Source organism: Metapseudomonas resinovorans DSM 21078 (genome assembly GCF_000423545.1).
Lineage (GTDB): Bacteria > Pseudomonadota > Gammaproteobacteria > Pseudomonadales > Pseudomonadaceae > Metapseudomonas > Metapseudomonas resinovorans.
Genome location: NZ_AUIE01000026.1, coordinates 1 through 20110 on the forward strand (window position 1 = coordinate 1; position 20110 = coordinate 20110).

Genomic DNA, 20110 nt, shown 5'->3' on the forward strand with positions numbered 1-20110 from the left:
GTAAGCGTCTGGCCAACACACCTCCCCGGTTCTTCCAGCTAGCGGCATGGTGTCCACCTGTTTTTGGTGGACACCATTTCAGCCCCTTGCGGAGGATCTCCCGTGCCAGGCCAACGCCGCTCCTATCCCAAATCCTTCAAGGCCCAGGTCGTCGATGAGTGCACCCAGCCCGGTGCCTCGGTTGCCGGCGTGGCCTTGAGCCATGGCCTCAACGCCAATCTCGTGCACAAGTGGATTCGCCGTCAGCAGGCACATCTGCCCGCTGCACCCTCCAGTTTTATTCCGATTCCTCTCGCCCCGAGCCTGCCGGCTACCCCGAGTGCGGCCGACATGGCCATCCAGATCGCCATTCCCCATCGGGCCGGCAAACTGTCGGTGCAGTGGCCGGGCAACGACCCTGAAGGCTGCGCCCGCTTCCTGCGCGAGCTGCTGAAGTGATCCGCATTGAGCGCATCTGGCTCGCCACCGAGCCGCTGGACATGCGCGCCGGCACCGAAACAGCGTTGGCCCGGGTGGTTCAGGTATTCGGTGCGGCGCAGCCGCACTGTGCCTACCTGTTCACCAACAAGCGCGCCAATCGGATGAAGGTGCTGGTGCACGATGGCTTCGGCATCTGGCTGGCTGCTCGGAGGCTGAATAAGGGGCGCTTCGTCTGGTCGGGCAATTGGCAGGGACAGCAGTTGGAACTCAGTCCCGAGCAGTTGCAGGCCCTGGTGGTCGGCCTGCCTTGGCAGCGTCTTGGGCCTGATGCCGAGATCAGGCTCCTGTAGCCGGGGTGCAATTAGGCCAATGGCCTATCGCCGAGGGGGCCAGAAATCCTCACACTCGGCGGCATGAATCCTGCCGCTTTCGATCATCTGACACCTGAGCAACTGCGCCAACTGGCCGCGCAGTTGAGCCAGCGCGTCGATCATCTGGAGACGCTCAACCAGCGGTTGAACCACGAACTCGCCGTGCTGCGGCGCCACCGCTTCGCCCGCCGCAGCGAGCAGCTCAATGTCGACCAGCTCAACTTGCTGGACGAGATGATCGATGCCGACATCGCCGCCATCGAGGCAGAGCTTGAGGCGGCCCGACCAGAGCCCGCCAAGCGCGAGCTACGGCAGCAGCCCAAGCGAGCGCCGCTGCCGGCCGAACTGCCGCGCACGCTGATACTTCACGAGCCGGACAGCACCCAGTGTGCCTGCGGCTGTCAACTCAAGCGCATCGGCGAAGACGTCAGCGAGAAGCTCGACTACACCCCGGGCATCTTCACCGTTGAGCGGCATATCCGTGGCAAGTGGGTCTGCGCCAAGTGTGAAACGCTGATTCAGGCCCCAGTGCCTGCGCAGGTGATCGACAAGGGCATCCCGACTGCCGGGCTACTGGCTCAGGTCATGGTGGCCAAGTTCGCCGATCACCTGCCGCTATACCGCCAGGAAAAGATATTCGCCCGCGCCGGCCTGGCCATCGCGCGCTCCACGCTGGCGCAATGGGTCGGCGCTTGCGGCGTCCAGCTGCAACCCCTGGTCGATGCGCTGCGCGACTGCCTGCTTCAGCAGGACGTCATCCTCGCCGACGAAACCCCAGTGCAGATGCTCGCCCCGGGTACGAAGAAGACCCAGCGGGCTTACGTCTGGGCCTATGCACCCAGCCCCTTTGCCGACCTCAAGGCCGTGGTCTACGACTTCAGGCCGAGCCGGGCCGGCGAGCACGCGCGCAGCTTCCTGGGAGACTGGCAAGGCAAACTGGTCTGCGACGACTTCGCCGGCTACAAGGCCAGCTTCGAGCAAGGCGTGACCGAGATCGGCTGCATGGCCCATGCCCGGCGCAAGTTCTTCGACCTGCATGCCGCCAACCAGAGCCAACTGGCTGAGCAGGCCCTCCAGTACATCGGCCAACTGTACGAGGTGGAGCGCGAGGGGCGAGAGCTGCTCGCCGAACAGCGTCGGCAACTGCGCCAGGACAAAGCTAGGCCGATCATCGATGGCCTGCATAGCTGGATGCTTGGGCAGCGGCAGAAGGTGCCGGAAGGCAGCGCGATCGCCAAGGCACTCGACTACAGCCTCAAGCGCTGGGCGGCGTTGGTGCGCTACCTGGATGACGGCAACCTGCCCATTGACAACAACTGGATCGAGAACCAGATCCGCCCCTGGGCCTTGGGGCGCTCCAACTGGCTGTTTGCCGGCTCGCTACGCAGTGGCCAGCGTGGCGCAGCCTTGATGACGCTGATCCAGTCAGCCCGCCTGAACGGACACGATCCGTACGCCTACCTGAAGGACGTGCTCATGCGCCTGCCGACGCAGAAGGCCAGCGCCCTGACCGAGCTGCTGCCGCATAACTGGGTACCCGCCGGCAAGGTGTGATGCCCGTTCGCTTACAGTGAAAGACGGAATCGCGATACCGAGCAGCACTGCCAAGACCGCCAGAGTGACCATCAGCTCAATCAGGGTGAAGCCGGCAGAGCCGCGTATCCCAGCGGCTCTGCCGTCATCCAGTCCCAAAGCTAAACGACTCATTCTCTGTCGATGCTCCAGTAAACCCGGCCCTTGGGTTGTGTCACTGAGGAGAACTCGGGATCTGGCTCGAAGCACTCGAGGGTGCAAACGAACGGCAATTCCGTACCATCATCCAGCCTAACTTTACCCGCCACTGGAGAAGGCGAAAGCCCGCCGCCGTCGAGAACGACGAACCGGTCGCCATCAAGGCCAGAAGCATCCTTATAGGCGATGTTGTAAGCCCGGTTGGTGCCCAGACCGGAACAGGCATTCGGATCCGGCGGGGTCGGTTGATGGGTATTGAAGACGATTCGGCCGAAAACCGTCACTGCCGAAGTCACTACCTGTTCGGATGCCTCCAGGCCAAGGTACCAGCCCTTGGGCTTGGCATTCAGCTGCTCCTGGGTCGGAGTGGAATCGCCGGATAGCGCCAGCAGGGAATCGAGACACATGAAGTCTTCCCCGTCATCCGAACAGGTGTCATCAGTGCTAAGCCAGTCTGATTCGGTAGGCCTATCCTTGAAATTGAAGAAGTAATTGGTAACCCCCGCGGTTGCAGTGAAGGTACTCAACGGCTTCTCCCGGTCGCCGGAGCCAATCTGGAGCAGATAGCCATCACTGGCAACCACCACCTCAGGGGCGAACATGAATTTCCGGTTGCTAGAGCAACTTCCCTCATCCGCACAGCCGAACGAGGCAATCCGGGTGATATCCCAATCGTCCGGCTCGTCATTGCCGATGGTTATGCGGTAGACATTGCCTCCGACATCGGCAGCATAGGCATATTTCGCCAATCCCGAACTGTCGGGCACTACAGTGATATCTCCGACCACACCACGCTTGGTATCCAGTACCGCCAGCACGACTCCGGTATTGGCATCCAACACGTAGATCTTGTTGCCCTTGCTGGAGGAGGTACAGGAGTGATTGACCGTGCCGTTATCGGTATCCTCGCAGTTGTCATACCCCCCCCCCATGATAAGCATCGGCGAGTTGCCGGCCCCATAACCCGCAGCCTTCAACACCACTGCCGAGGACCAGGTCTGCCCAATGCCGCTCATCTGACTGGTGCAGCCATCATCGTTCGCAAGGTTCGGGCAGCCAACCTTCCATTTCAGCGAGGGGCTGGCCGGGGTGGTGACATCGAATGCATAGAGGGCCCGTCCACCGCGGCGCATGCCGGCATAGATATAGGTCTTCTGAGTAGCGTCGATGGTGCCGCGAAATGCCGTGATGGGACCGTCGATACCATAGCTCTTCGGCTGGCCGCCCGTACTGCCCTGGAAGCTGATGGTCGGGGACTCCGCACGCAACCGACTCAGCTTGTCGTAGAACTCCGGCGGGACGAAGGACCACAGCTCGCCACCCGCCGCAACGGAGCCGATGCTATCGGTCCGATTGCCGTTGATCGCCCGGAATACACCATCGTTGCCGCCATAGAAGACTACGACCTGCGGTGAATCGGTCGTGCCGTAGTCAATTGCCACCGGGCGCGAATGCACCACATCGCCGTGGGCGGACTGGCGCTTTTCGGCGGTTGTGACCTGATCCTGGTCTTCGTCGTTGACGTCCAGGCCACGCGCCCAATCGATCAGATTGGTCCGTTCAGCGTCGGCGACGCCGAGCAGGGACGAGGTGATGTCCGTGTTTGTGGTGGCAAAGTTGGTGAGCTGAGTGCATGAGGCGAAAGACGGATTGCACGTGTAGACCGTCCGGCTAGCACCGCTGCGCAGCAGGTAACCCTGTCCGCCCTTCTCGACCACGTTGCCGTCCGGCGTATTCGAGATGTCGGAATTAGCCACCGTCAGGCAGGCGCCCTGCGGCTTGTTCTGCCAGTAGGTATCGAGGCTCGTGGGCGTCCAGAAGCTACGGGCGCACTCAGTGATGAAGTTGGTCGAACTGTTGATTGCTGCGTTGCCAGCTGCGTCCTGCAGCCTCAGGGCGCCATTGCTGAGCCCCAGCTTATATTGCTTGAGATTACCGACCCAGCGCGGCCCAAGGTTTTCGTCGGGGCGGAACATCCCGATGAAGACCTGGTTCAGGTAGGTTCCTTGGGTGTTCACGCTCACCGGCAAGCTAACCGAGGCGAAGGCACTGTTCACCGACTGGATCTCGGAAAGCGCTGTCTTCAGTGCGTCGGCGATTTCGCTACCAGTGCTGGTCACGTCGAAGTACTTGCCACCGCTGACGCTCGCCATACTCTTGAGCAGCGCCGTCCAGCCTGGCCCCTGGCCAGTGGTCACCTTGTTGACGTCGATTGTGTAGGTGACGATGCCGTGGTCACTGGACTTCATGAAGCGCGCCCACTCATCCGCCACATTGTCCTGCGAACCACTGGGCGAAATAGGGATGGTGGTCGTCCTGCCCCCAGCCGCCGCCAAGGCTGACGTGCCGGCGGTAATGTCGGCGTTGTTGTCCTGGGCCGCCCCATTACTGATGTAGATGATGAAGTTCTTGGCGCATCCAGAGGCTATCGGCGTGTTGTACACCGTCGAATTCTTCGCAGCCAGGGCATTGCCAGCGAGAGCATAGACCGCGTTCGACGCAGTGGTACCCGAGGCGTTTCCGGTGTAATCCGTCTTCGTCTTGCCATTGCCCGCGTGAGGCGCTCCGGCGGAGAAGTACTGGTAGGCCTCCCACATGGCCAGGCCGACCTTGCCACCATTCGACTTGTCGTCTGTGATATCCAGGCTTTGCACGAGCTGCTGGTACTTGGTTTTGTTGCTGCTATCCAGCAAGCGAATGGCGGCGCGCACATAAGCACCATCCGTGTTGGAGTTGCCCTGCCCGGTTTCCGTGAACATCATCAGGCCAAGGCGAAACTTGTTGGCATCCAGGCCACCCAGCACGGTGCTCAGCGCAGCCATTTCATTAGTGAAGGCGTTGTTCCAGTTCGCGGTGTTGTCCAACACAATCAGCACATTCGGCACATCGTTGTCGCTGGGTGTAGTACCCACGAACAGGTCAATGTCCTCCGCCTGGACGGGCAAGCAGAACGACAGGGCCGACGCCGCCAAAATTCCTTTCAAGAACCCCGTTCTCATACCGCTCTCCTGAAACAGCATTCGGTTACGGACACACGCTTTCCTTCTCGATTTCCGACAGCAACACCCGCACGCCGGACCGCACGCGCGCGGATGCACCGCTGACTGGATCGGAGACTGTCGCCACCAACTCCCAGACCGTGCTCCATTGCGAATCTGGCGGTTCCACCCCAGCGCGCAAGCCACTGAGCTGCTCCTCGGTCACGACAGGAAGCTCGGTTTCGCTCATGCAGACTGGGGTAGCGATGTCCACTGTGTAGTCGGCGGTACCGTCATTGTTGATGTCCACGTTAATCGACTCGGCCGTCGGCGCATCGGTGAAGGGCGAACTCACAACCTGTTCGATTGCGACGTTGGCGGCGGCCAGCGCCTCGTCTCGAGCCTGCATATTCCCAACCGATTTGAGGCTGCTGCCACTCATGGTGAACGCACTGCCCACCAGAAGGGTGAGCATCAGCAGCATGATCAGTCCGACGACGAGCGTCGCGCCTTGTTGATCACGGTGCGCAGCCCTCATGATCATGGTGTTTCCCTCCGTCCCGAGACGTTGACCAGGCGAGCAGTGGTTGAATAGACGTGACGTTTGTAGTTGCTACCGACGATCTCCGCCGCCGGATCGGCCGCTCCCAAGGCGTAGCTCTTGCTGTCGCTGAAACCCAGCGAAGGCTGAACGCCACGGACCAGCAGGAAGACCTTGACCGCGACCACGTCAATGAGCTGTTCTACTGAGCAACCTGCTGCCGGGCAACGCACGAACTCGCCGTCCGCGGTCCCGTTGCCCCGATTGATCGGTCGCGAACGATCAACGTCGCCCTGGGCATTCAGGGCGAAATTGATCGCTTCGCTGTAATTATTGGCCACGCCACCATCGCCGACGCTGTCGATGCCCAACTCAACCCGGAAGCCCTCGATGCCTTCGATCAGCGCTTCCCCTGCACCCGGCATAGCTCCCGAACCGAAAGTCGAACGCATGAGCGTCGGTATGCCATCCCCGGCGGTAACCGAATAATCGCGGATGTAATAGAGATTGGAGACGAACCTGCGCTTGTCCGATAGCGTGGCGCAGTCCCTATTCCTCAAGGTGAAGCCACTGGTGCCCAGCACGTAGCGGACCGCGTCATCCGCGCAGAAGGAGGGCTGGAAGTAGAGCTTTCCAGATTGCTCGGCCTCGCAGTTGCCGACTCCGGGACGACAAGTTTCAGCATGCCGCACCACGAGAACATCAGTATTGGCCTTCTTGTTGGTGACTATTCCAGAGCAGCCAGGCGGCACGCCGTCATACACCTGCACGGAGATGCCCAAAAGATTCGCGTTATCGGCGGCGGTCCAGGAACACGGCTCTGGTACCGAGTCGGGAACGTCGGTAGGCACTGCGCTGCTGCTCAGGTCATCGAACTCGGGAACATAGCCACTCCAGAATCCTGCATGAGCCAGATCCTCTTGGAGCAATTGCAACGCAAAACGGCCATTCTCAATCTGCGCGTTAGTTTTGGCCATTTCATCGTTGGTCCTCGACACGTCCAGGAAAAGCGTCAGGACCGCCGCCATTATCAGTAGGCTGATGACGGCCGCGATCATCAGCTCGACCAGGCTAAATCCCGACTGTCGTAGGCGGCCACAAGTTCCGGATGCGAGGCCGCGAAAAGCGGTGTTCATGTCATTCATAGGTTCGCGACACGCACAATGGTGGTTACCACACGTCGACAAAGGTCATTCGCACAAGCGGACCCGGTTACGCCGTTATAACTGTTAGCTCCGCACGCTACACCTGACGGTGGAGCCGAGATTGGCGTAAGCCCTTGCCAGGCAACGGTGACCAGATACTGATTGCTACCTATAGACTCCACGCAGCCCCTTGCCCCTACCATCGCACCGACCCTGGCCGTACCGCTGGTCTCCGTCACGCCTTGCAAGGTATTGCACCACTCGCTGATGTCCCGGTCTCTAGGGGACGAACTCGACGTCACGCTTGCGCAGGTCATTCCAGCGCCCAGGGGAGATGTCGTTCCGGTGACATAACTGACTGCCGCGTTGCGATTGGCAGCAATGCGGTTTGCCATATCATCAAGCAGTAGCAAGGCCTGGGCACGCTGATACGCCTCCATTTCGGACTGCTGCAGCCGGGCCTGAAGGCCCGCCATACCCAGCAGCCCGATGGACAGGATGAGGATAGTGACCAGCACCTCGATAAGGGTCAGGCCACGCTGCGGGGTCACCGACAATGAAGGATTCATTGCACCTACCACTTGGCCGGAGGGTTCTTGACTCCCTCATTATTGAGGGTCAAGTTTCCATCACTCGCCTGCGACCCAGCCGCCGTGAAGGTGATGGTGAAGCTGGGGACGGAACCGGCGCCCAGAGTGATGCTATCGGTGTACTTGCCGACCAGGTCGCTCTCAAGGCTATAGCCCAGTTGCTCCTTGGTCGCATACGTACGATTGGCGAGGAAGTACTGCTGCTGGCGATTGGCGATATCCATCATCTGCGCCTGTGCAGCCGCACGATTACCGCGAATCACATACTGCTGGTAACTCGGATAGGCGATTGCTGCAAGGATGCCGACTATCGCCACCGTGATCATGAGTTCTATGAGGGTAAAGCCCCGCTGCTTCGTTCTGCCCACCGAGTCACCTTCTTGGGTTGACGACCAGAGTAGTGCCTGATTCGACTGCTTAATCCCTGATTCAGCTGAAATCCCTTCAGTTGCCGCCATTGTCCATCCTCCGACTGCTGTCGCAACTTCACCCGATTCTCGTCTCAGTTTCAGTGCGCACAACGGGTATCAGCCACCGACAGTGTAACGCGCGCTTTACACATGCATTCCTAGGACATCTATACACACAGCATGCGTCATTCCTTTGTAGCGCGAAGTGATCTGCCGCCAATTTCCGGAGTTTTCCCTAATTCACCGTCGACCTGGTGATCTTGAGAAATCCCTTCAATTCCAGAAGCTTACAGGCCAGGCCTGATTCCGGTCCTTTTGTCGGCGACGGGCGGACAAAGGTCAGGGACGACAGGCCGATATCTCCTGAATTCTCAAGAAGGCAAGGATGCCATGGTCAGAACCCCACACGGATTCACCCTCATCGAAGCATTGGTCGTACTGACACTTGTCGCGCTGTCCATCAGCCTTGGCGTTCCGGCGCTCAGCCAGTTCATCCGGGCGCAGGAATTGACTGCCGCCAATCAGTCACTGATCACTAGCTTTGCCTATGCGCGTCAAGCATCGGTAACACGGAGGGTCGCGGTACTCGTCGATAATCAGGACGGAGACTGGTCAACAGGGTGGCTGATCTACGCCGACCAGAACGGCAATGGTCGATGGGACTACGACGAACCCATACTGAGGCAGGTCGGCCCACAGCCGGAAGGGTTGATCATCAAGGGCAATTCACCAGTACGACGTTATGTGCGCTACACGCCAATGGGCCGAACAGCTTTGATAGGCGGCGCCTTCCAAGCCGGCACATTGACGCTTTGCCATACCAATGGCCAACTGCCGGTCAGGCAGTTGGTACTAAATGCAACAGGCAGGGTACGCAGCGTCAAGAAGAGGCCTGACAACTGCTGACTCGCGGCTGCCGCCGGTCTGCAGCAGTTTCAGCTCCGGATGGTCAAAGACTCGCGCACGCCTTCGGATGTGGGAGGAATGGGTAGTGTCAACCTACGTTGATCACCCGCAATTCCTTCGGCATGGAGAAGGTCACGTTCTCCGGCCTTCCATCCAACTCTACCGCGACCTCCGCACCCCACTCCCGGAGCTGGTCGATCACGCCTTGCACCAGCACCTCAGGTGCGGAAGCACCGGCGGTGATGCCGACGCGCTGTGCCTTGTCGAACCATTCGCGCTTGAGGTCTTCGGCACCGTCAATCAGATAGGCCGGGGTGTCCATGCGTTCAGCCAGTTCGCGCAGGCGGTTGGAGTTGGAGCTGTTGGGACTGCCGACGACCAGAACCACGTCACTCTCGTGGGCCAGCTGCTTGACCGCGTCCTGGCGGTTCTGAGTGGCGTAGCAGATGTCGTCCTTGCGCGGACCGCCTATGTTGGGGAACTTGGTGCGCAATGCGTCGATGACGCGGCTGGTGTCATCCATGGACAGGGTGGTCTGGGTCACGAAGGACAGCGCATCGGGGTTGCGGACTTGCAAGCGCTCCACGTCGGCCTCGTCTTCCACGAGGTAGATCGCGCCACCGTTGCGGGCGTCGTACTGGCCCATGGTGCCTTCCACTTCCGGGTGACCGGCGTGGCCGATGAGGATGCATTCGCGGCCGTCGCGGCTGTAGCGCGCAACTTCCATGTGCACCTTGGTCACCAGTGGGCAGGTGGCATCGAACACCTTGAGGCCGCGACGGTCAGCTTCCTGGCGCACCGCCTGGGAAACGCCGTGGGCACTGAAGATGACGATGACGTTGTCCGGCACCTGGTCCAGTTCCTCGACGAATACGGCGCCACGAGCGCGCAGGTCCTCGACCACGAACTTGTTGTGCACGACTTCGTGGCGCACGTAGATCGGCGGGCCGAAGACTTCCAGGGCGCGGTTGACGATCTCGATGGCGCGATCGACGCCGGCGCAGAAGCCGCGGGGGTTGGCGAGTTTGATTTGCATGGGGATTACCTCGTCCGGCCGCGAGAAGATCAGGCCGGCTTGACCGACAGGATCTCCACCTCGAAGGCCAGCGGTTTGCCGGCCAGCGGGTGGTTGAAGTCGATGGTCACGTGGGTGTCGTCAATCAGCTTGACCACCCCGGGCAGCTCGGCATTGGCCGCATCGTTGAAGATGATCAGCAGGCCTTCGGAAAGCTCCATGTCCTGGAAGTTGCCGCGCGGCATCACCTGCACGTTCTGCGGGTTGTGCTGACCGAAGCCTTGCTCGGGCTCTATGGCCAGCACACGCTTGTCGCCGCTCTTGAGGCCGAACAACACGCTCTCGAAGCCCGGCAGCAGGTTGCCGTCGCCGACCTTGAAGGTGGCCGGATTCTTCTCGAAGGTACTGTCCACCACGTCGCCGTTATCCAGCTTGATGGCGAAATGCAGGGTGACCTCCATGTCCGGCCCTATACGATGTTCAGTCATGGGCAGGTTCTCCGGACTTCTTCGCTTTGAACATATCCAGCGCCAGCATCAGGGCGCCAACGGTGATGGCGCTATCGGCCAGGTTGAACGCTGGGAAGTACCAGCGGTTCTGCCAATGCACCAGGATGAAATCGACCACGTGGCCAAGCACCACGCGGTCGTAGAGGTTGCCCAGCGCGCCGCCCAGGACCAGGGCCAACGCAACGGCCAGCCAAGTCTCTTCGGGCTTCAGGCGCTTCAGCCAGACCACCAGCACGCCGCTGACCACCAGGGCAATTGCAGCGAACAGCCAGCGCTGCCAGCCGGAGCTGTCAGCGAGGAAGCTGAAGGCCGCGCCGGTGTTGTAGGCCAGCGTCCAGCTGAAGTAGTCGGGAATGACCACGATCTGCTGATAGAGGTTGAGCTCGGTTTCGAAGAACCACTTGCTCGCCTGGTCCAGTACGAACACAAGGACCGTGAGCCAGAGCCAGCCGAGACGACCGTATGCCTTAGGCATAGTGACGAACCTCGCCGGCACCATCGATGTTGTCCACACAGCGACCGCACAGGTCCGGGTGCTTCACGAACTGGCCGACATCGGCGCGGTGGTGCCAGCAGCGGCCGCACTTGGTGTGGGAAGACTTGTGGATCTTCAGCTTGAGGCCGGCGACCTCGGTTTCCACGGCATCGGCCGGCGCGCTGGTCAGCGGCTGCACATCAGCGGCAGAGGTGATCAGCACGAAACGCAGCTCATTGCCCAGCTTGGCCAGGCTGGCCGCCAGGGCGTCCTCGGCGAAGAGGGTCACTTCGGCCTGCAGGTTGCCGCCGATGGCCTTGTTGCTGCGCAGGTTTTCCAGCTCCTTGTTGACCGAAGCCTTGACGGCCATGACCTGTTCCCAGAACTCGCGGCCCAGTTCGGTGCCTTCCGGTATCTCGCCAAGGCCCTGGTACCAGGTGTTGAGCATGACCGATTCGTTGCGCTCGCCCGGCAGGTACTGCCAGATTTCCTCGGCGGTAAAGGCCAGGATCGGCGCCACCCAGCGCACCAGCGCCTCGGCGATGTGGAACAGCGCGGTCTGGCAGGACTTGCGCGCCACGCTGTCGGGCGCGGTGGTGTACTGGCGGTCTTTAATGATGTCCAGGTAGAAGCCGCCCAGCTCCTGCACGCAGAAGTTGTGGACCTTGGAGTAGACGTTCCAGAAGCGGTATTCGCTGTAGGCCTCTTCCAGCTCACGCTGCAGCAGCAAAGCGCGGTCTACTGCCCAGCGGTCCAGAGCCAGCATGTCTTCGGCGGGCAGCAGGTCCTTGGCCGGGTCGAAACCGTTCAGGTTGGCCAGCAGGAAACGCGCGGTATTGCGGATGCGGCGATAGGCATCAGCGCTGCGCTGGAGGATCTGCTGGGAAACGGCCATCTCACCGGAGTAGTCGGTGGCCGAAACCCACAGGCGCAGGATGTCGGCGCCCAGGCTGTCGGTGACCTGTTGCGGAGCGATCACGTTGCCCAGGGACTTGGACATCTTGCGGCCACTCTCGTCCACGGTGAAGCCGTGGGTCAGCAACTGGCGGTACGGCGCATGGCCGTCGATGGCGCAGCCGGTCAGCAGGGAGGAGTGGAACCAGCCGCGATGCTGGTCGGAGCCTTCCAGGTAGAGGTCGGCGGCAGGGCCGCTGGTATGGCCCAATTCGGCGTGAGAGCCGCGCAGGACATGCCAGTGCGTGGTACCGGAGTCGAACCAGACGTCCAGGGTGTCGCTGATCTTGTCGTATTGGCCGGCCTCGTCACCGAGCAGTTCGGCGGCGTCCAGCTTGAACCAGGCCTCGATGCCTTCCTGCTCGACACGCTGTGCCACCTGCTCCATCAGCTCGACGGTACGCGGGTGCAGGTCGCCGGTGGCTTTATGCAGGAAGAAGGGAATCGGCACGCCCCAGTTGCGCTGGCGCGAGATGCACCAGTCCGGCCGGCCGGCGATCATGCCGTGCAGGCGCGCCTGGCCCCAGCCCGGAACGAACTCGGTCTGTTCGATGGCGGTCAGCGCGCGCTCGCGCAGGGTGGCGCCCTGCTGCGGCTGCTTGTCCATGCCGACGAACCACTGCGCGGTGGCGCGGTAGATCAGCGGAGTCTTGTGACGCCAGCAGTGCATGTAGCTGTGGCTGATGGATTCGTGCTTGAGCAGCGCGCCCACTTCTTCCAGCTTGGCGACGATCGCCGGGTTGGCCTTCCAGATAAACTGGCCGCCGAAGAACGGCAGGTCCTGGACATAGACACCGTTGCTCTGCACTGGGCTGAGGATGTCGTCGTTGCTCATGCCGTACTGCTTGCAGGTACGGAAGTCGTCCTCACCGTAGGCCGGCGCGGAGTGCACGATACCGGTACCGGCGCCCAGCTCGACGTACTCGGCCAGGTAGACGGGCGAAAGACGCTCGTAGAACGGGTGGCGGAAGCGGATCTGGTCCAGCGCCTCGCCCTTGGCGGTGGCGATAACCTGGCCCTCCAGACCGTAGCGTTGCAGGCAGGATTCCACCAGTTCTTCGGCGAGGACCAGCAGACGCGCGCCGGTATCGACCAGCGCGTAGTTGAACTCGGGATGGACGTTCAGCGCCTGGTTGGCCGGGATGGTCCAGGGGGTAGTGGTCCAGATGACGATGGCAGCGGGCTTGGCGAGGCTCGACAGGCCGAAGGCGGCGGCCAACTTGTCGGCGTCCTCGATCGGGAAGGCGACGTCGATGGCATCGGACTTCTTGTCGGCGTATTCGACTTCAGCTTCGGCCAGTGCCGAACCGCAATCGAAGCACCAGTTCACCGGTTTCAGGCCTTTGAACACGAAGCCTTGCTTGACCATTTCGGCCAGGGCACGGATTTCGCCCGCTTCGTTGGAGAAGGCCATGGTCTTGTAAGGGTTGTCCCAGTCACCCAAGACGCCGAGGCGGATGAAGTCAGCCTTCTGGCCCTCGATCTGCTCGGAGGCGTAGGCGCGGCACAGCTCGCGAGTCTTGTCCGCAGGCAGGTTCTTGCCGTGGGTGGTCTCGACCTTGTGCTCGATGGGCAGGCCGTGGCAATCCCAGCCGGGCACATAGGGGGCGTCATAGCCTGCCAGGGTCTTGGAGCGGACGATGATGTCCTTGAGGATCTTGTTGACCGCGTGACCGATGTGAATGCTGCCGTTGGCATAGGGCGGGCCATCGTGCAGGACGAACCTCGGGCGCCCTTCGCCGATCTGCCGCAGCTTGCCGTACAGGTCGATGCTGTTCCAGCGCTGCAGCAGTTCCGGCTCGCGCTGGGGCAGACCGGCCTTCATCGGGAATGCCGTCTCTGGCAGGTTCAGGGTCGCTTTGTAATCGGTCATTTCAGTCCAGGCTCTTCAATTTGATTGAGTACCCTGCCAATAGGCACGGGCGGCAGCGACATCCGCATCGATCGCCGACTTCAACGCCTCCAGGGAGGCAAAACGCTGCTCATCGCGCAGCTTGTGGTGGAAGGTCACGCTGATCCGCCGGTCATAGAGATCGCCGGCATAGTCCAGCAGGTGGACCTCCAGGTGGGCGCGCCCGTCACCCTTGACGCTGGGACGCACGCCGATGTTGGCAACGCCGGGCAGTTGCCGGCCATCCAGCTCCACGCTGACCAGGTACACGCCGTTGAGCGGAACCCGGCGACGCTTGAGCTGCACATTGGCAGTCGGCGTGCCCAACTGACGACCGAGTTTCTGCCCATGAAGCACTCGGCCGGTGATGGTGAATGGACGCCCCAGCAGGCGATCGGCGAGGGCAAAGTCACCGTCAGCAAGCGCCTGGCGCACCCGGGTACTGCTGACCCGCAGGCCATCCAGCTCAACGGTGGCGGCAGCCTCGACACTGAAGCCTTCGGCGGCGCCGGCCTGCTGCAGAAATTCGAAGTCGCCAGCGCGGTCGCAGCCGAAGCGAAAATCGTCGCCAATCTCCAGGTGCTTGGCACCCAGGCCTTCCACCAGCACCGCGTGGACGAACTCGGCCGCGCTGAGCTCACGCAAACGGCGATTGAAGGACAGGCAAAGCACGCGATCCACGCCCTCACGGGCCAGCAATTCGAGCTTGTCGCGCAGGCGTGTCAGGCGTACCGGGGCGGTGTCCGGACCGAAATACTCGCGCGGTTGCGGCTCGAAGATCACCACGCACGTGGGTAAACCCAGCTCAGCCGCACGCTCGCGCAACCGCTTGAGAATGGCCTGGTGGCCGCGGTGCACGCCGTCGAAATTGCCGATGGTGGCGACGCAGCCCCGATCTTGGGGCCGCAGGTTGTGTAGGCCTCGAACCAGCTGCATAGCACAAGTCTTGTTCACAAAGTGGTCGATTATACGCACAGCCGGCGCTGGACAACAGGCGCTACAGACCTGCCAGCGCGACAAGTGGCGATGAGCTGGAAGTCAGCGAATCACACAGCGCGCCGCGCGAAATCACGCAGACGGAAGCCCAGTAGTGCCAGCACGCCGAAATAGGCGATCACGCCGGCGCCTACCAGCGCACCCAGACGCAGCAGGCGCTCGGCCATGCCGCCCTGATCCCAGGCCGGCAGCAGGTACATCACACCCAGCAACACGGCGCACATCACCACCACCGCCAGCACCAGCTTGGCGAGGAACTTGCCCCAGCCCGGCTGCGGCTGGAACAACTGCTGCTTGCGCAGTTGCCAGTAGAGCAGCCCCGCGTTCATGCAGGCGGCCAGGCTGATGGCCAGCGCCAGACCGGCGTGACGCAGCGGGAAGACAAAAGCGAGGTTCATCAGCTGAGTCGCCACCAGGGTGAAGACGGCAATCTTCACCGGCGTGCGGATGTTCTGCCGCGCGTAGAAACCAGGCGCCAGCACTTTCACCAGGATGATCCCGAGCAGGCCCACCGCGTAGGCAATCAGCGCGCGCTGGGTCATCAGCGCGTCGTTGGCGGTGAACTTGCCGTACTGGAACAGCGCCACCGTCAACGGCTCAGCCAGAAGCGCCAAGGCGAGGGTGCAGGGCAGTACCAGCAGGAAACACAGGCGCAACCCCCAGTCGAGCAGCTGCGAGTAGGCATGGCGGTCGTCACTGGCATAGGTCTTGGCCAGGGACGGCAGCAGGATGGTACCCAGGGCAACCCCGAGCACGCCCGAGGGCAACTCCATCAGGCGGTCGGCGTAGTACATCCAGGACACCGAACCCGCCGCCAGGAAGGACGCGAAGATGGTGTTGATGATCAGCGAGATCTGCCCCACGGACACCCCGAAGATTGCCGGAACCATCTGCTTGAGCACGCGCCAGACGCCGGTATCGCGCAGGTTCAGGCGCGGCAGCACGAGCATGCCGATACGCTTCAAGGACGGTAGCTGGCAAAGCAACTGCGCGAGGCCGCCCACCAGCACCGCCCATCCAAGGGCCATGATGGGTGGGTCGAAATAGGGCAGCAGGAACAACGAGAAAATGATCATGCTGGCATTCAGCAGCGTCGGCACGAAGGCCGGCACCGAATAGCGGTTCCAGGTGTTGAGGATGGCCCCCGCCAGGGACGACAGCGAGATCAGGAAGATATAGGGAAAGGTCACCCGCAACAGGTCGGTGGTCAGGGCGAACTTTTCTGGCGTATCGGCGAAACCCGGCGCGGTCGCCCAGATCACCCAGGGCGCCGCCAGGATGCCCACGAGGGTCACCAGCGCCAGCACCAGGCTCAGCAGGCCGGAGATGTAGGCAATGAAGGTGCGGGTCGCCTCTTCCCCCTGCTGGGTCTTGTACTCGGCCAGGATGGGTACGAAGGCTTGGGAGAATGCGCCCTCGGCGAAGATCCGGCGCAGCAGGTTGGGCAGCTTGAAAGCCACGAAGAAGGCGTCGGTGGCCACGCCGGCGCCAAAGTAGCGCGCGACGATGGTGTCGCGAACGAAGCCCAATACGCGGGAAAGCATGGTGATGGAGCTGACAGCCGCCAGCGACTTGAGCAGGTTCATTCAGGGGTCCGGACAGGAATGGCACGGCCCGCCCGGTGCTGCCGGAGGGCGATCAAGGCTGCCGAGTGTAGAGTCCGGGCCGGATAAAATCATCCAGCGAGAAAAGCTTACGCTCGTCGCCCGACTCACGTGATCACCCTTGACAAGGCCAAGTCACGTGGGCATGATTCGCGGCCTTAATTTGATTCAATTCCCCAGTTTCGAGGAGCTTGACGGTGGCCAACACACCTTCTGCCAAAAAACGCGCCAAACAGGCTGAGAAGCGTCGTAGCCATAACGCCAGCCTGCGCTCCATGGTTCGTACCTACATCAAGAACGTGGTCAAGGCGCTCGACGCCAAGGACCTGCCCAAGGCCCAAGCCGCCTACACCGCTGCTGTACCGGTGATTGACCGCATGGCCGACAAAGGCATCATCCACAAGAACAAAGCTGCTCGTCACAAGAGCCGCCTGAACGCCCACATCAAGGCGCTCGGTCAAGCTGCTGCCTAAGCTTGAGTTCTTGTAAAAAACCGGCCTTCTGGCCGGTTTTTTATTGCCTGCGTATTTTGATTTCATACTCTCCACCCATGAAAAAGCCCGGAATCTCCGGGCTTTTTCATCACCTCAAGGCCGGTTCGGCCAGGGCAGGATCGGTATCGCGGTGACCGCGTTCTGCGGGCTGCCCTCGATCACCCGGTCGCTGTAGACCAGATAGACCAGGGTATTGCGCTTGCGATCGAAGAAGCGCACGACCTGCATGGTCTTGAACACCAGCGAGGTACGCTCCTTGAATACCTCTTCGCCATCCTTGAGCTCACCATTGAAGCGAATAGGCCCCACCTGGCGACAGGCAATGGACGCTTCAGCACGATCCTCAGCCAATCCCAAACCGCCTTTTACACCGCCAGTCTTGGCACGCGAGAGATAGCAGGTCACACCCTCCACCCGAGGGTCATCGAAGGCCTCGACCACGATCTTGTCGTTCGGCCCCATCCACTTGAACACCGTGGATACCGAGCCGACCTCTTCAGCCGCAGCCAACAGCGGCATTGCCAGCAGAGCCGCCGCCATTCCCTTGATCAGTCGCATCCTTTCCTCCCAACCTCAGACCAGAACCAGATTGTCCCGGTGCACCAGTTCCGGCTCGTCGACATACCCCAGCAGCTTTTCGATGAGGTCGGACGATTGACCGATGATCTTCTGCGCCTCAAGGGCACTGTAGTTAGCCAGGCCACGAGCGATTTCGGCGCCATCAGGCCCGACACAGACCACCATCTCGCCCCGACGGAAGCTGCCCTGGACAGCCTTGACGCCGACAGGCAGCAAGCTCTTGCGGTCCTCACGCAGCGCCTTGACCGCACCTGCGTCAAGCACCAGGGTGCCGCGAGTCTGTAGATGGCCAGCCAGCCACTGCTTACGCGCGGCCAGCATGCCGCGCTCAGGTGCCAATAGAGTTCCCAGACGCTCTCCCGCCTTGAGGCGATCCAGCACCCGCTCGATTCGCCCACCGACGATCACCGTATGGGCGCCGGAACGAGCCGCCAGCCGCGCTGCACGCAGCTTGGTCTGCATGCCGCCCCGCCCCAACGCACCGCCTGTGCCACCCGCCACAGCATCCAACGCCGGGTCATCGGCACGAGCCTCGAAAATCAGCTGCGCATCAGGATTGTGGCGCGGGTCGGCATCGAACATGCCGTCGCGATCGGTAAGGATCACCAGCAGATCAGCTTCCACCAGATTGGCCACAAGGGCCGCCAAGGTGTCGTTATCGCCGAAGCGGATTTCATCGGTGACCACGGTGTCGTTCTCGTTGATCACCGGGATCGCACCCAGCTCCACCAGAGTACGCAGCGTGCTGCGAGCGTTCAGGTAACGCTTGCGATCAGACAGGTCGTCATGGGTCAGCAGGATCTGCGCCGTGTGGCGACCATGCTCGGCAAAGCTGGATTCCCAAGCCTGAACCAACCCCATCTGCCCTACCGAGGCAGCGGCCTGCAGTTCATGCACGGCGCTTGGACGACTCTGCCAGCCCAGACGACTCATACCGGCCGCCACAGCGCCAGAGGACACCAATACCAGCTCCACGCCTGCATTGCGCAGGGCCACCATCTGCTCGACCCAAACCGCCATGGCCGAGCGATCCAGCCCACGACCATCAGCCGTCAGCAAAGCACTACCGATCTTCACCACCCAGCGCTGCGCGCCAGTCACCTTGTCCCGCATATCGTCCAACCTTAGCTAGAAGGCCGCGCGGCAAGGCGCGCGGCCATGCGAACACTCCACAGCACCGGGTGGCGCCGGGGGTCAGGGTACGTAGAAGATTTCCGGCCCGTCGCCGTCATCCTCATCGTCATCGAAATCGTCGTCATCATCAGCACCGGCACTCTTCAGACCGGCACGGCGGAGGGCGCGCTGGTCGTCCATGGCCTGCAGACGGGCGCGAGCCTCGTCCTCGATGCGCTGATCCAGCTCGGCGAGCTGCTCGGCGTACTCCGGCTCTTCTTCCATGCGCAGCGTGCGCTCGTCGAGGTAGCGCATGATCTCCTGGGAGAGCGCCTCAGTACCTTCGCGCTCCAGAGCAGAGATCACGAACACCGGACCGGACCAGCCCAGATGCTCGAGCACCGCCTTCATGCGCGAATCACGCTCCTCATCGAGCAACTGGTCGGCCTTGTTCAGCACCAGCCAGCGATCACGTTCGGTCAGGGCCGGACTGAAACGCCCCAGCTCCTCGATAATGGTCGCGGCGGCTTCGGCCGGATCACTTTCATCCAGAGGCGCCATATCGACGATATGCAGCAGCAGACGGGTACGCGCCAGGTGCTTGAGGAAACGAATACCCAGGCCGGCGCCTTCGGCGGCACCCTCGATCAGACCCGGGATATCGGCCACAACGAAGGACTTGAAGCGGCCGACACTGACCACACCCAGATTCGGCACCAGGGTGGTGAAGGGGTAGTCAGCCACTTTCGGCTTGGCAGCGGACACCGCACGAATGAACGTACTCTTGCCGGCATTCGGCAGGCCCAGCAGACCGACGTCGGCCAGCACCTTCAGTTCCAGCTTGAGGTCACGAGACTCACCAGGCTTGCCCTTGGTGGTCTGACGCGGCGCACGGTTGGTGCTGGACTTGAAACGGGTGTTGCCCAGGCCGTGCCAGCCACCTTGCGCCACCAACAGGCGCTGACCCGCCCTGGTCAGGTCGCCGATGATTTCCTGGGTGGCAGCGTCGATCACAGTAGTACCGACCGGCACCGGCAGGATCAGATCCTCACCCTTGCGCCCGGTGCAGTCCTTGCTGCCGCCGTTCTCGCCACGCTGGGCGTCAAAACGACGGGTATAGCGGTAGTCCACCAGGGTATTGAGGTTCGGATCGGCCTCCATGTACACGGAGCCGCCATCGCCCCCGTCACCACCGTTGGGGCCGCCCTTTTCAATGAATTTTTCGCGACGGAAACTCATCAGGCCATTGCCGCCGTCGCCCGCTTTTACAAAGATCGATACTTCATCGACGAATTTCATCAGGACGCCTCCCGTCACGGGGACGGGTTGAGAGAAACAAAGCACATAGGATACAGGGAACCCCGCTCAATGCAGAGTTTCCACAAAGC

19 protein-coding genes and 1 pseudogene are annotated in these 20110 nt (G+C 61.7%); 5 read left to right on the forward strand and 15 right to left on the reverse strand.

Annotated elements, in window-relative coordinates; all coding sequences use genetic code 11:
* Window positions 1–102 precede the first annotated feature (102 nt).
* From tnpA to tnpC, 3 genes are all read left to right on the forward strand, one after another.
* Complete coding sequence (gene tnpA, locus G559_RS0118185; protein ID WP_028629612.1) at window positions 103–438, forward strand: IS66-like element accessory protein TnpA; 336 nt, start codon at window positions 103–105, stop codon at window positions 436–438.
* Window positions 435–770, forward strand: coding sequence for an IS66 family insertion sequence element accessory protein TnpB (tnpB, locus tag G559_RS0118190; RefSeq protein WP_028629613.1), 336 nt, complete (start codon window positions 435–437; stop codon window positions 768–770). Before tnpA ends, tnpB begins: the two co-directional genes overlap by 4 nt.
* Before the next feature lie 63 nt (window positions 771–833).
* Complete coding sequence (tnpC, locus tag G559_RS0118195) at window positions 834–2345, forward strand: IS66 family transposase (protein ID WP_028629614.1); 1512 nt, start codon at window positions 834–836, stop codon at window positions 2343–2345.
* 57 nt (window positions 2346–2402) lie between these two features.
* Here the strand turns inward: tnpC and G559_RS31280 are convergent.
* The 6 genes and pseudogenes from G559_RS31280 to G559_RS0118220 form a co-directional block, all read right to left on the reverse strand.
* Window positions 2403–2498 (reverse strand): annotated as a pseudogene (locus G559_RS31280) (prepilin-type N-terminal cleavage/methylation domain-containing protein); the annotation flags it as partial.
* Window positions 2495–5521 (reverse strand): pilus assembly protein, encoded by a 3027-nt coding sequence (locus G559_RS0118200; RefSeq protein ID WP_028629615.1) that lies wholly within the window; start codon window positions 5519–5521, stop codon window positions 2495–2497. The gene G559_RS0118200 and the pseudogene G559_RS31280, both read right to left, overlap by 4 nt.
* Window positions 5522–5546: 25 nt before the next feature.
* Window positions 5547–6044, reverse strand: a complete 498-nt coding sequence (locus tag G559_RS0118205) for a PilX N-terminal domain-containing pilus assembly protein (RefSeq protein ID WP_028629616.1) — start codon at window positions 6042–6044, stop codon at window positions 5547–5549.
* Complete coding sequence (locus tag G559_RS0118210; protein WP_245586518.1) at window positions 6041–7186, reverse strand: PilW family protein; 1146 nt, start codon at window positions 7184–7186, stop codon at window positions 6041–6043. Before G559_RS0118210 ends, G559_RS0118205 begins: the two co-directional genes overlap by 4 nt.
* Window positions 7183–7755, reverse strand: a complete 573-nt coding sequence (pilV, locus tag G559_RS0118215) for a type IV pilus modification protein PilV (RefSeq protein ID WP_245586519.1) — start codon at window positions 7753–7755, stop codon at window positions 7183–7185. Before pilV ends, G559_RS0118210 begins: the two co-directional genes overlap by 4 nt.
* 5 nt (window positions 7756–7760) lie before the next feature.
* Complete coding sequence (locus G559_RS0118220) at window positions 7761–8102, reverse strand: type IV pilus assembly protein (protein ID WP_051246758.1); 342 nt, start codon at window positions 8100–8102, stop codon at window positions 7761–7763.
* Window positions 8103–8576: 474 nt separating this feature from the next.
* On the opposite strand from G559_RS0118220, the gene G559_RS0118225 reads away from it, so the two are divergent.
* On the forward strand, window positions 8577–9092 hold the full coding sequence (locus tag G559_RS0118225; protein WP_028629620.1) for a GspH/FimT family pseudopilin: 516 nt from the start codon (window positions 8577–8579) through the stop codon (window positions 9090–9092).
* 88 nt (window positions 9093–9180) lie between these two features.
* Here the strand turns inward: G559_RS0118225 and ispH are convergent, their stop codons facing one another.
* From ispH to murJ, 6 genes are all read right to left on the reverse strand, one after another.
* A complete protein-coding gene (gene ispH, locus G559_RS0118230; protein ID WP_028629621.1) occupies window positions 9181–10128 on the reverse strand; it encodes a 4-hydroxy-3-methylbut-2-enyl diphosphate reductase in 948 nt (315 codons plus the stop codon).
* A gap of 29 nt (window positions 10129–10157) precedes the next feature.
* Complete coding sequence (locus G559_RS0118235) at window positions 10158–10595, reverse strand: FKBP-type peptidyl-prolyl cis-trans isomerase (protein WP_028629622.1); 438 nt, start codon at window positions 10593–10595, stop codon at window positions 10158–10160.
* Window positions 10588–11091 carry a signal peptidase II gene (lspA, locus tag G559_RS0118240; protein WP_028629623.1) on the reverse strand — a complete coding sequence of 168 codons (504 nt, stop codon included), beginning with the start codon at window positions 11089–11091 and terminating at the stop codon, window positions 10588–10590. The genes G559_RS0118235 and lspA overlap by 8 nt, the downstream gene beginning before the upstream one ends.
* On the reverse strand, window positions 11084–13918 hold the full coding sequence (ileS, locus tag G559_RS0118245; RefSeq protein WP_028629624.1) for an isoleucine--tRNA ligase: 2835 nt from the start codon (window positions 13916–13918) through the stop codon (window positions 11084–11086). The genes lspA and ileS overlap by 8 nt, the downstream gene beginning before the upstream one ends.
* A gap of 15 nt (window positions 13919–13933) precedes the next feature.
* A complete protein-coding gene (gene ribF, locus G559_RS0118250) occupies window positions 13934–14872 on the reverse strand; it encodes a bifunctional riboflavin kinase/FAD synthetase (RefSeq protein ID WP_028629625.1) in 939 nt (312 codons plus the stop codon).
* Between the two features lie 110 nt (window positions 14873–14982).
* On the reverse strand, window positions 14983–16518 hold the full coding sequence (gene murJ, locus G559_RS0118255; protein ID WP_028629626.1) for a murein biosynthesis integral membrane protein MurJ: 1536 nt from the start codon (window positions 16516–16518) through the stop codon (window positions 14983–14985).
* Between the two features lie 215 nt (window positions 16519–16733).
* Here murJ and rpsT point away from each other — a divergent pair, with 215 nt between their 5' ends.
* Window positions 16734–17009: a 30S ribosomal protein S20 gene (rpsT, locus tag G559_RS0118260; RefSeq protein ID WP_028629627.1), complete on the forward strand. Its 276-nt coding sequence runs from the start codon at window positions 16734–16736 to the stop codon at window positions 17007–17009.
* Between the two features lie 114 nt (window positions 17010–17123).
* Here rpsT and G559_RS0118265 read toward each other — a convergent pair whose 3' ends face one another.
* The 3 genes from G559_RS0118265 to cgtA all read right to left on the reverse strand — a co-directional run bounded on the left by G559_RS0118265 (window position 17124) and on the right by cgtA (window position 20021).
* Window positions 17124–17588: a CreA family protein gene (locus G559_RS0118265; protein ID WP_028629628.1), complete on the reverse strand. Its 465-nt coding sequence runs from the start codon at window positions 17586–17588 to the stop codon at window positions 17124–17126.
* Between the two features lie 15 nt (window positions 17589–17603).
* Window positions 17604–18722 carry a glutamate 5-kinase gene (gene proB, locus G559_RS0118270; RefSeq protein WP_028629629.1) on the reverse strand — a complete coding sequence of 373 codons (1119 nt, stop codon included), beginning with the start codon at window positions 18720–18722 and terminating at the stop codon, window positions 17604–17606.
* Window positions 18723–18803: 81 nt separating this feature from the next.
* Entirely contained in the window at window positions 18804–20021 is a 1218-nt protein-coding gene (gene cgtA / locus G559_RS0118275) for an Obg family GTPase CgtA (protein ID WP_028629630.1), read from the reverse strand.
* Window positions 20022–20110: the final 89 nt, after the last annotated feature.

What these genes read in the sequence shown, in the direction of transcription:
- G559_RS0118225 (WP_028629620.1), top strand. Translation starts at nt 8,577, where the DNA reads ATGGTCAGAACCCCACACGGATTCACCCTCATCGAAGCATTGGTCGTA.
- lspA (WP_028629623.1), bottom strand. Translation starts at nt 11,091, where the DNA reads ATGCCTAAGGCATACGGTCGTCTCGGCTGGCTCTGGCTCACGGTCCTT.
- ileS (WP_028629624.1), bottom strand. Translation starts at nt 13,918, where the DNA reads ATGACCGATTACAAAGCGACCCTGAACCTGCCAGAGACGGCATTCCCG.
- ribF (WP_028629625.1), bottom strand. Translation starts at nt 14,872, where the DNA reads ATGCAGCTGGTTCGAGGCCTACACAACCTGCGGCCCCAAGATCGGGGC.
- G559_RS0118220 (WP_051246758.1), bottom strand. Translation starts at nt 8,102, where the DNA reads ATGATCACGGTGGCGATAGTCGGCATCCTTGCAGCAATCGCCTATCCG.
- murJ (WP_028629626.1), bottom strand. Translation starts at nt 16,518, where the DNA reads ATGAACCTGCTCAAGTCGCTGGCGGCTGTCAGCTCCATCACCATGCTT.
- pilV (WP_245586519.1), bottom strand. Translation starts at nt 7,755, where the DNA reads ATGAATCCTTCATTGTCGGTGACCCCGCAGCGTGGCCTGACCCTTATC.
- G559_RS0118210 (WP_245586518.1), bottom strand. Translation starts at nt 7,186, where the DNA reads ATGAATGACATGAACACCGCTTTTCGCGGCCTCGCATCCGGAACTTGT.
- cgtA (WP_028629630.1), bottom strand. Translation starts at nt 20,021, where the DNA reads ATGAAATTCGTCGATGAAGTATCGATCTTTGTAAAAGCGGGCGACGGC.
- proB (WP_028629629.1), bottom strand. Translation starts at nt 18,722, where the DNA reads ATGCGGGACAAGGTGACTGGCGCGCAGCGCTGGGTGGTGAAGATCGGT.
- ispH (WP_028629621.1), bottom strand. Translation starts at nt 10,128, where the DNA reads ATGCAAATCAAACTCGCCAACCCCCGCGGCTTCTGCGCCGGCGTCGAT.
- G559_RS0118205 (WP_028629616.1), bottom strand. Translation starts at nt 6,044, where the DNA reads ATGATCATGAGGGCTGCGCACCGTGATCAACAAGGCGCGACGCTCGTC.
- tnpC (WP_028629614.1), top strand. Translation starts at nt 834, where the DNA reads ATGAATCCTGCCGCTTTCGATCATCTGACACCTGAGCAACTGCGCCAA.
- G559_RS0118235 (WP_028629622.1), bottom strand. Translation starts at nt 10,595, where the DNA reads ATGACTGAACATCGTATAGGGCCGGACATGGAGGTCACCCTGCATTTC.
- G559_RS0118200 (WP_028629615.1), bottom strand. Translation starts at nt 5,521, where the DNA reads ATGAGAACGGGGTTCTTGAAAGGAATTTTGGCGGCGTCGGCCCTGTCG.
- G559_RS0118265 (WP_028629628.1), bottom strand. Translation starts at nt 17,588, where the DNA reads ATGCGACTGATCAAGGGAATGGCGGCGGCTCTGCTGGCAATGCCGCTG.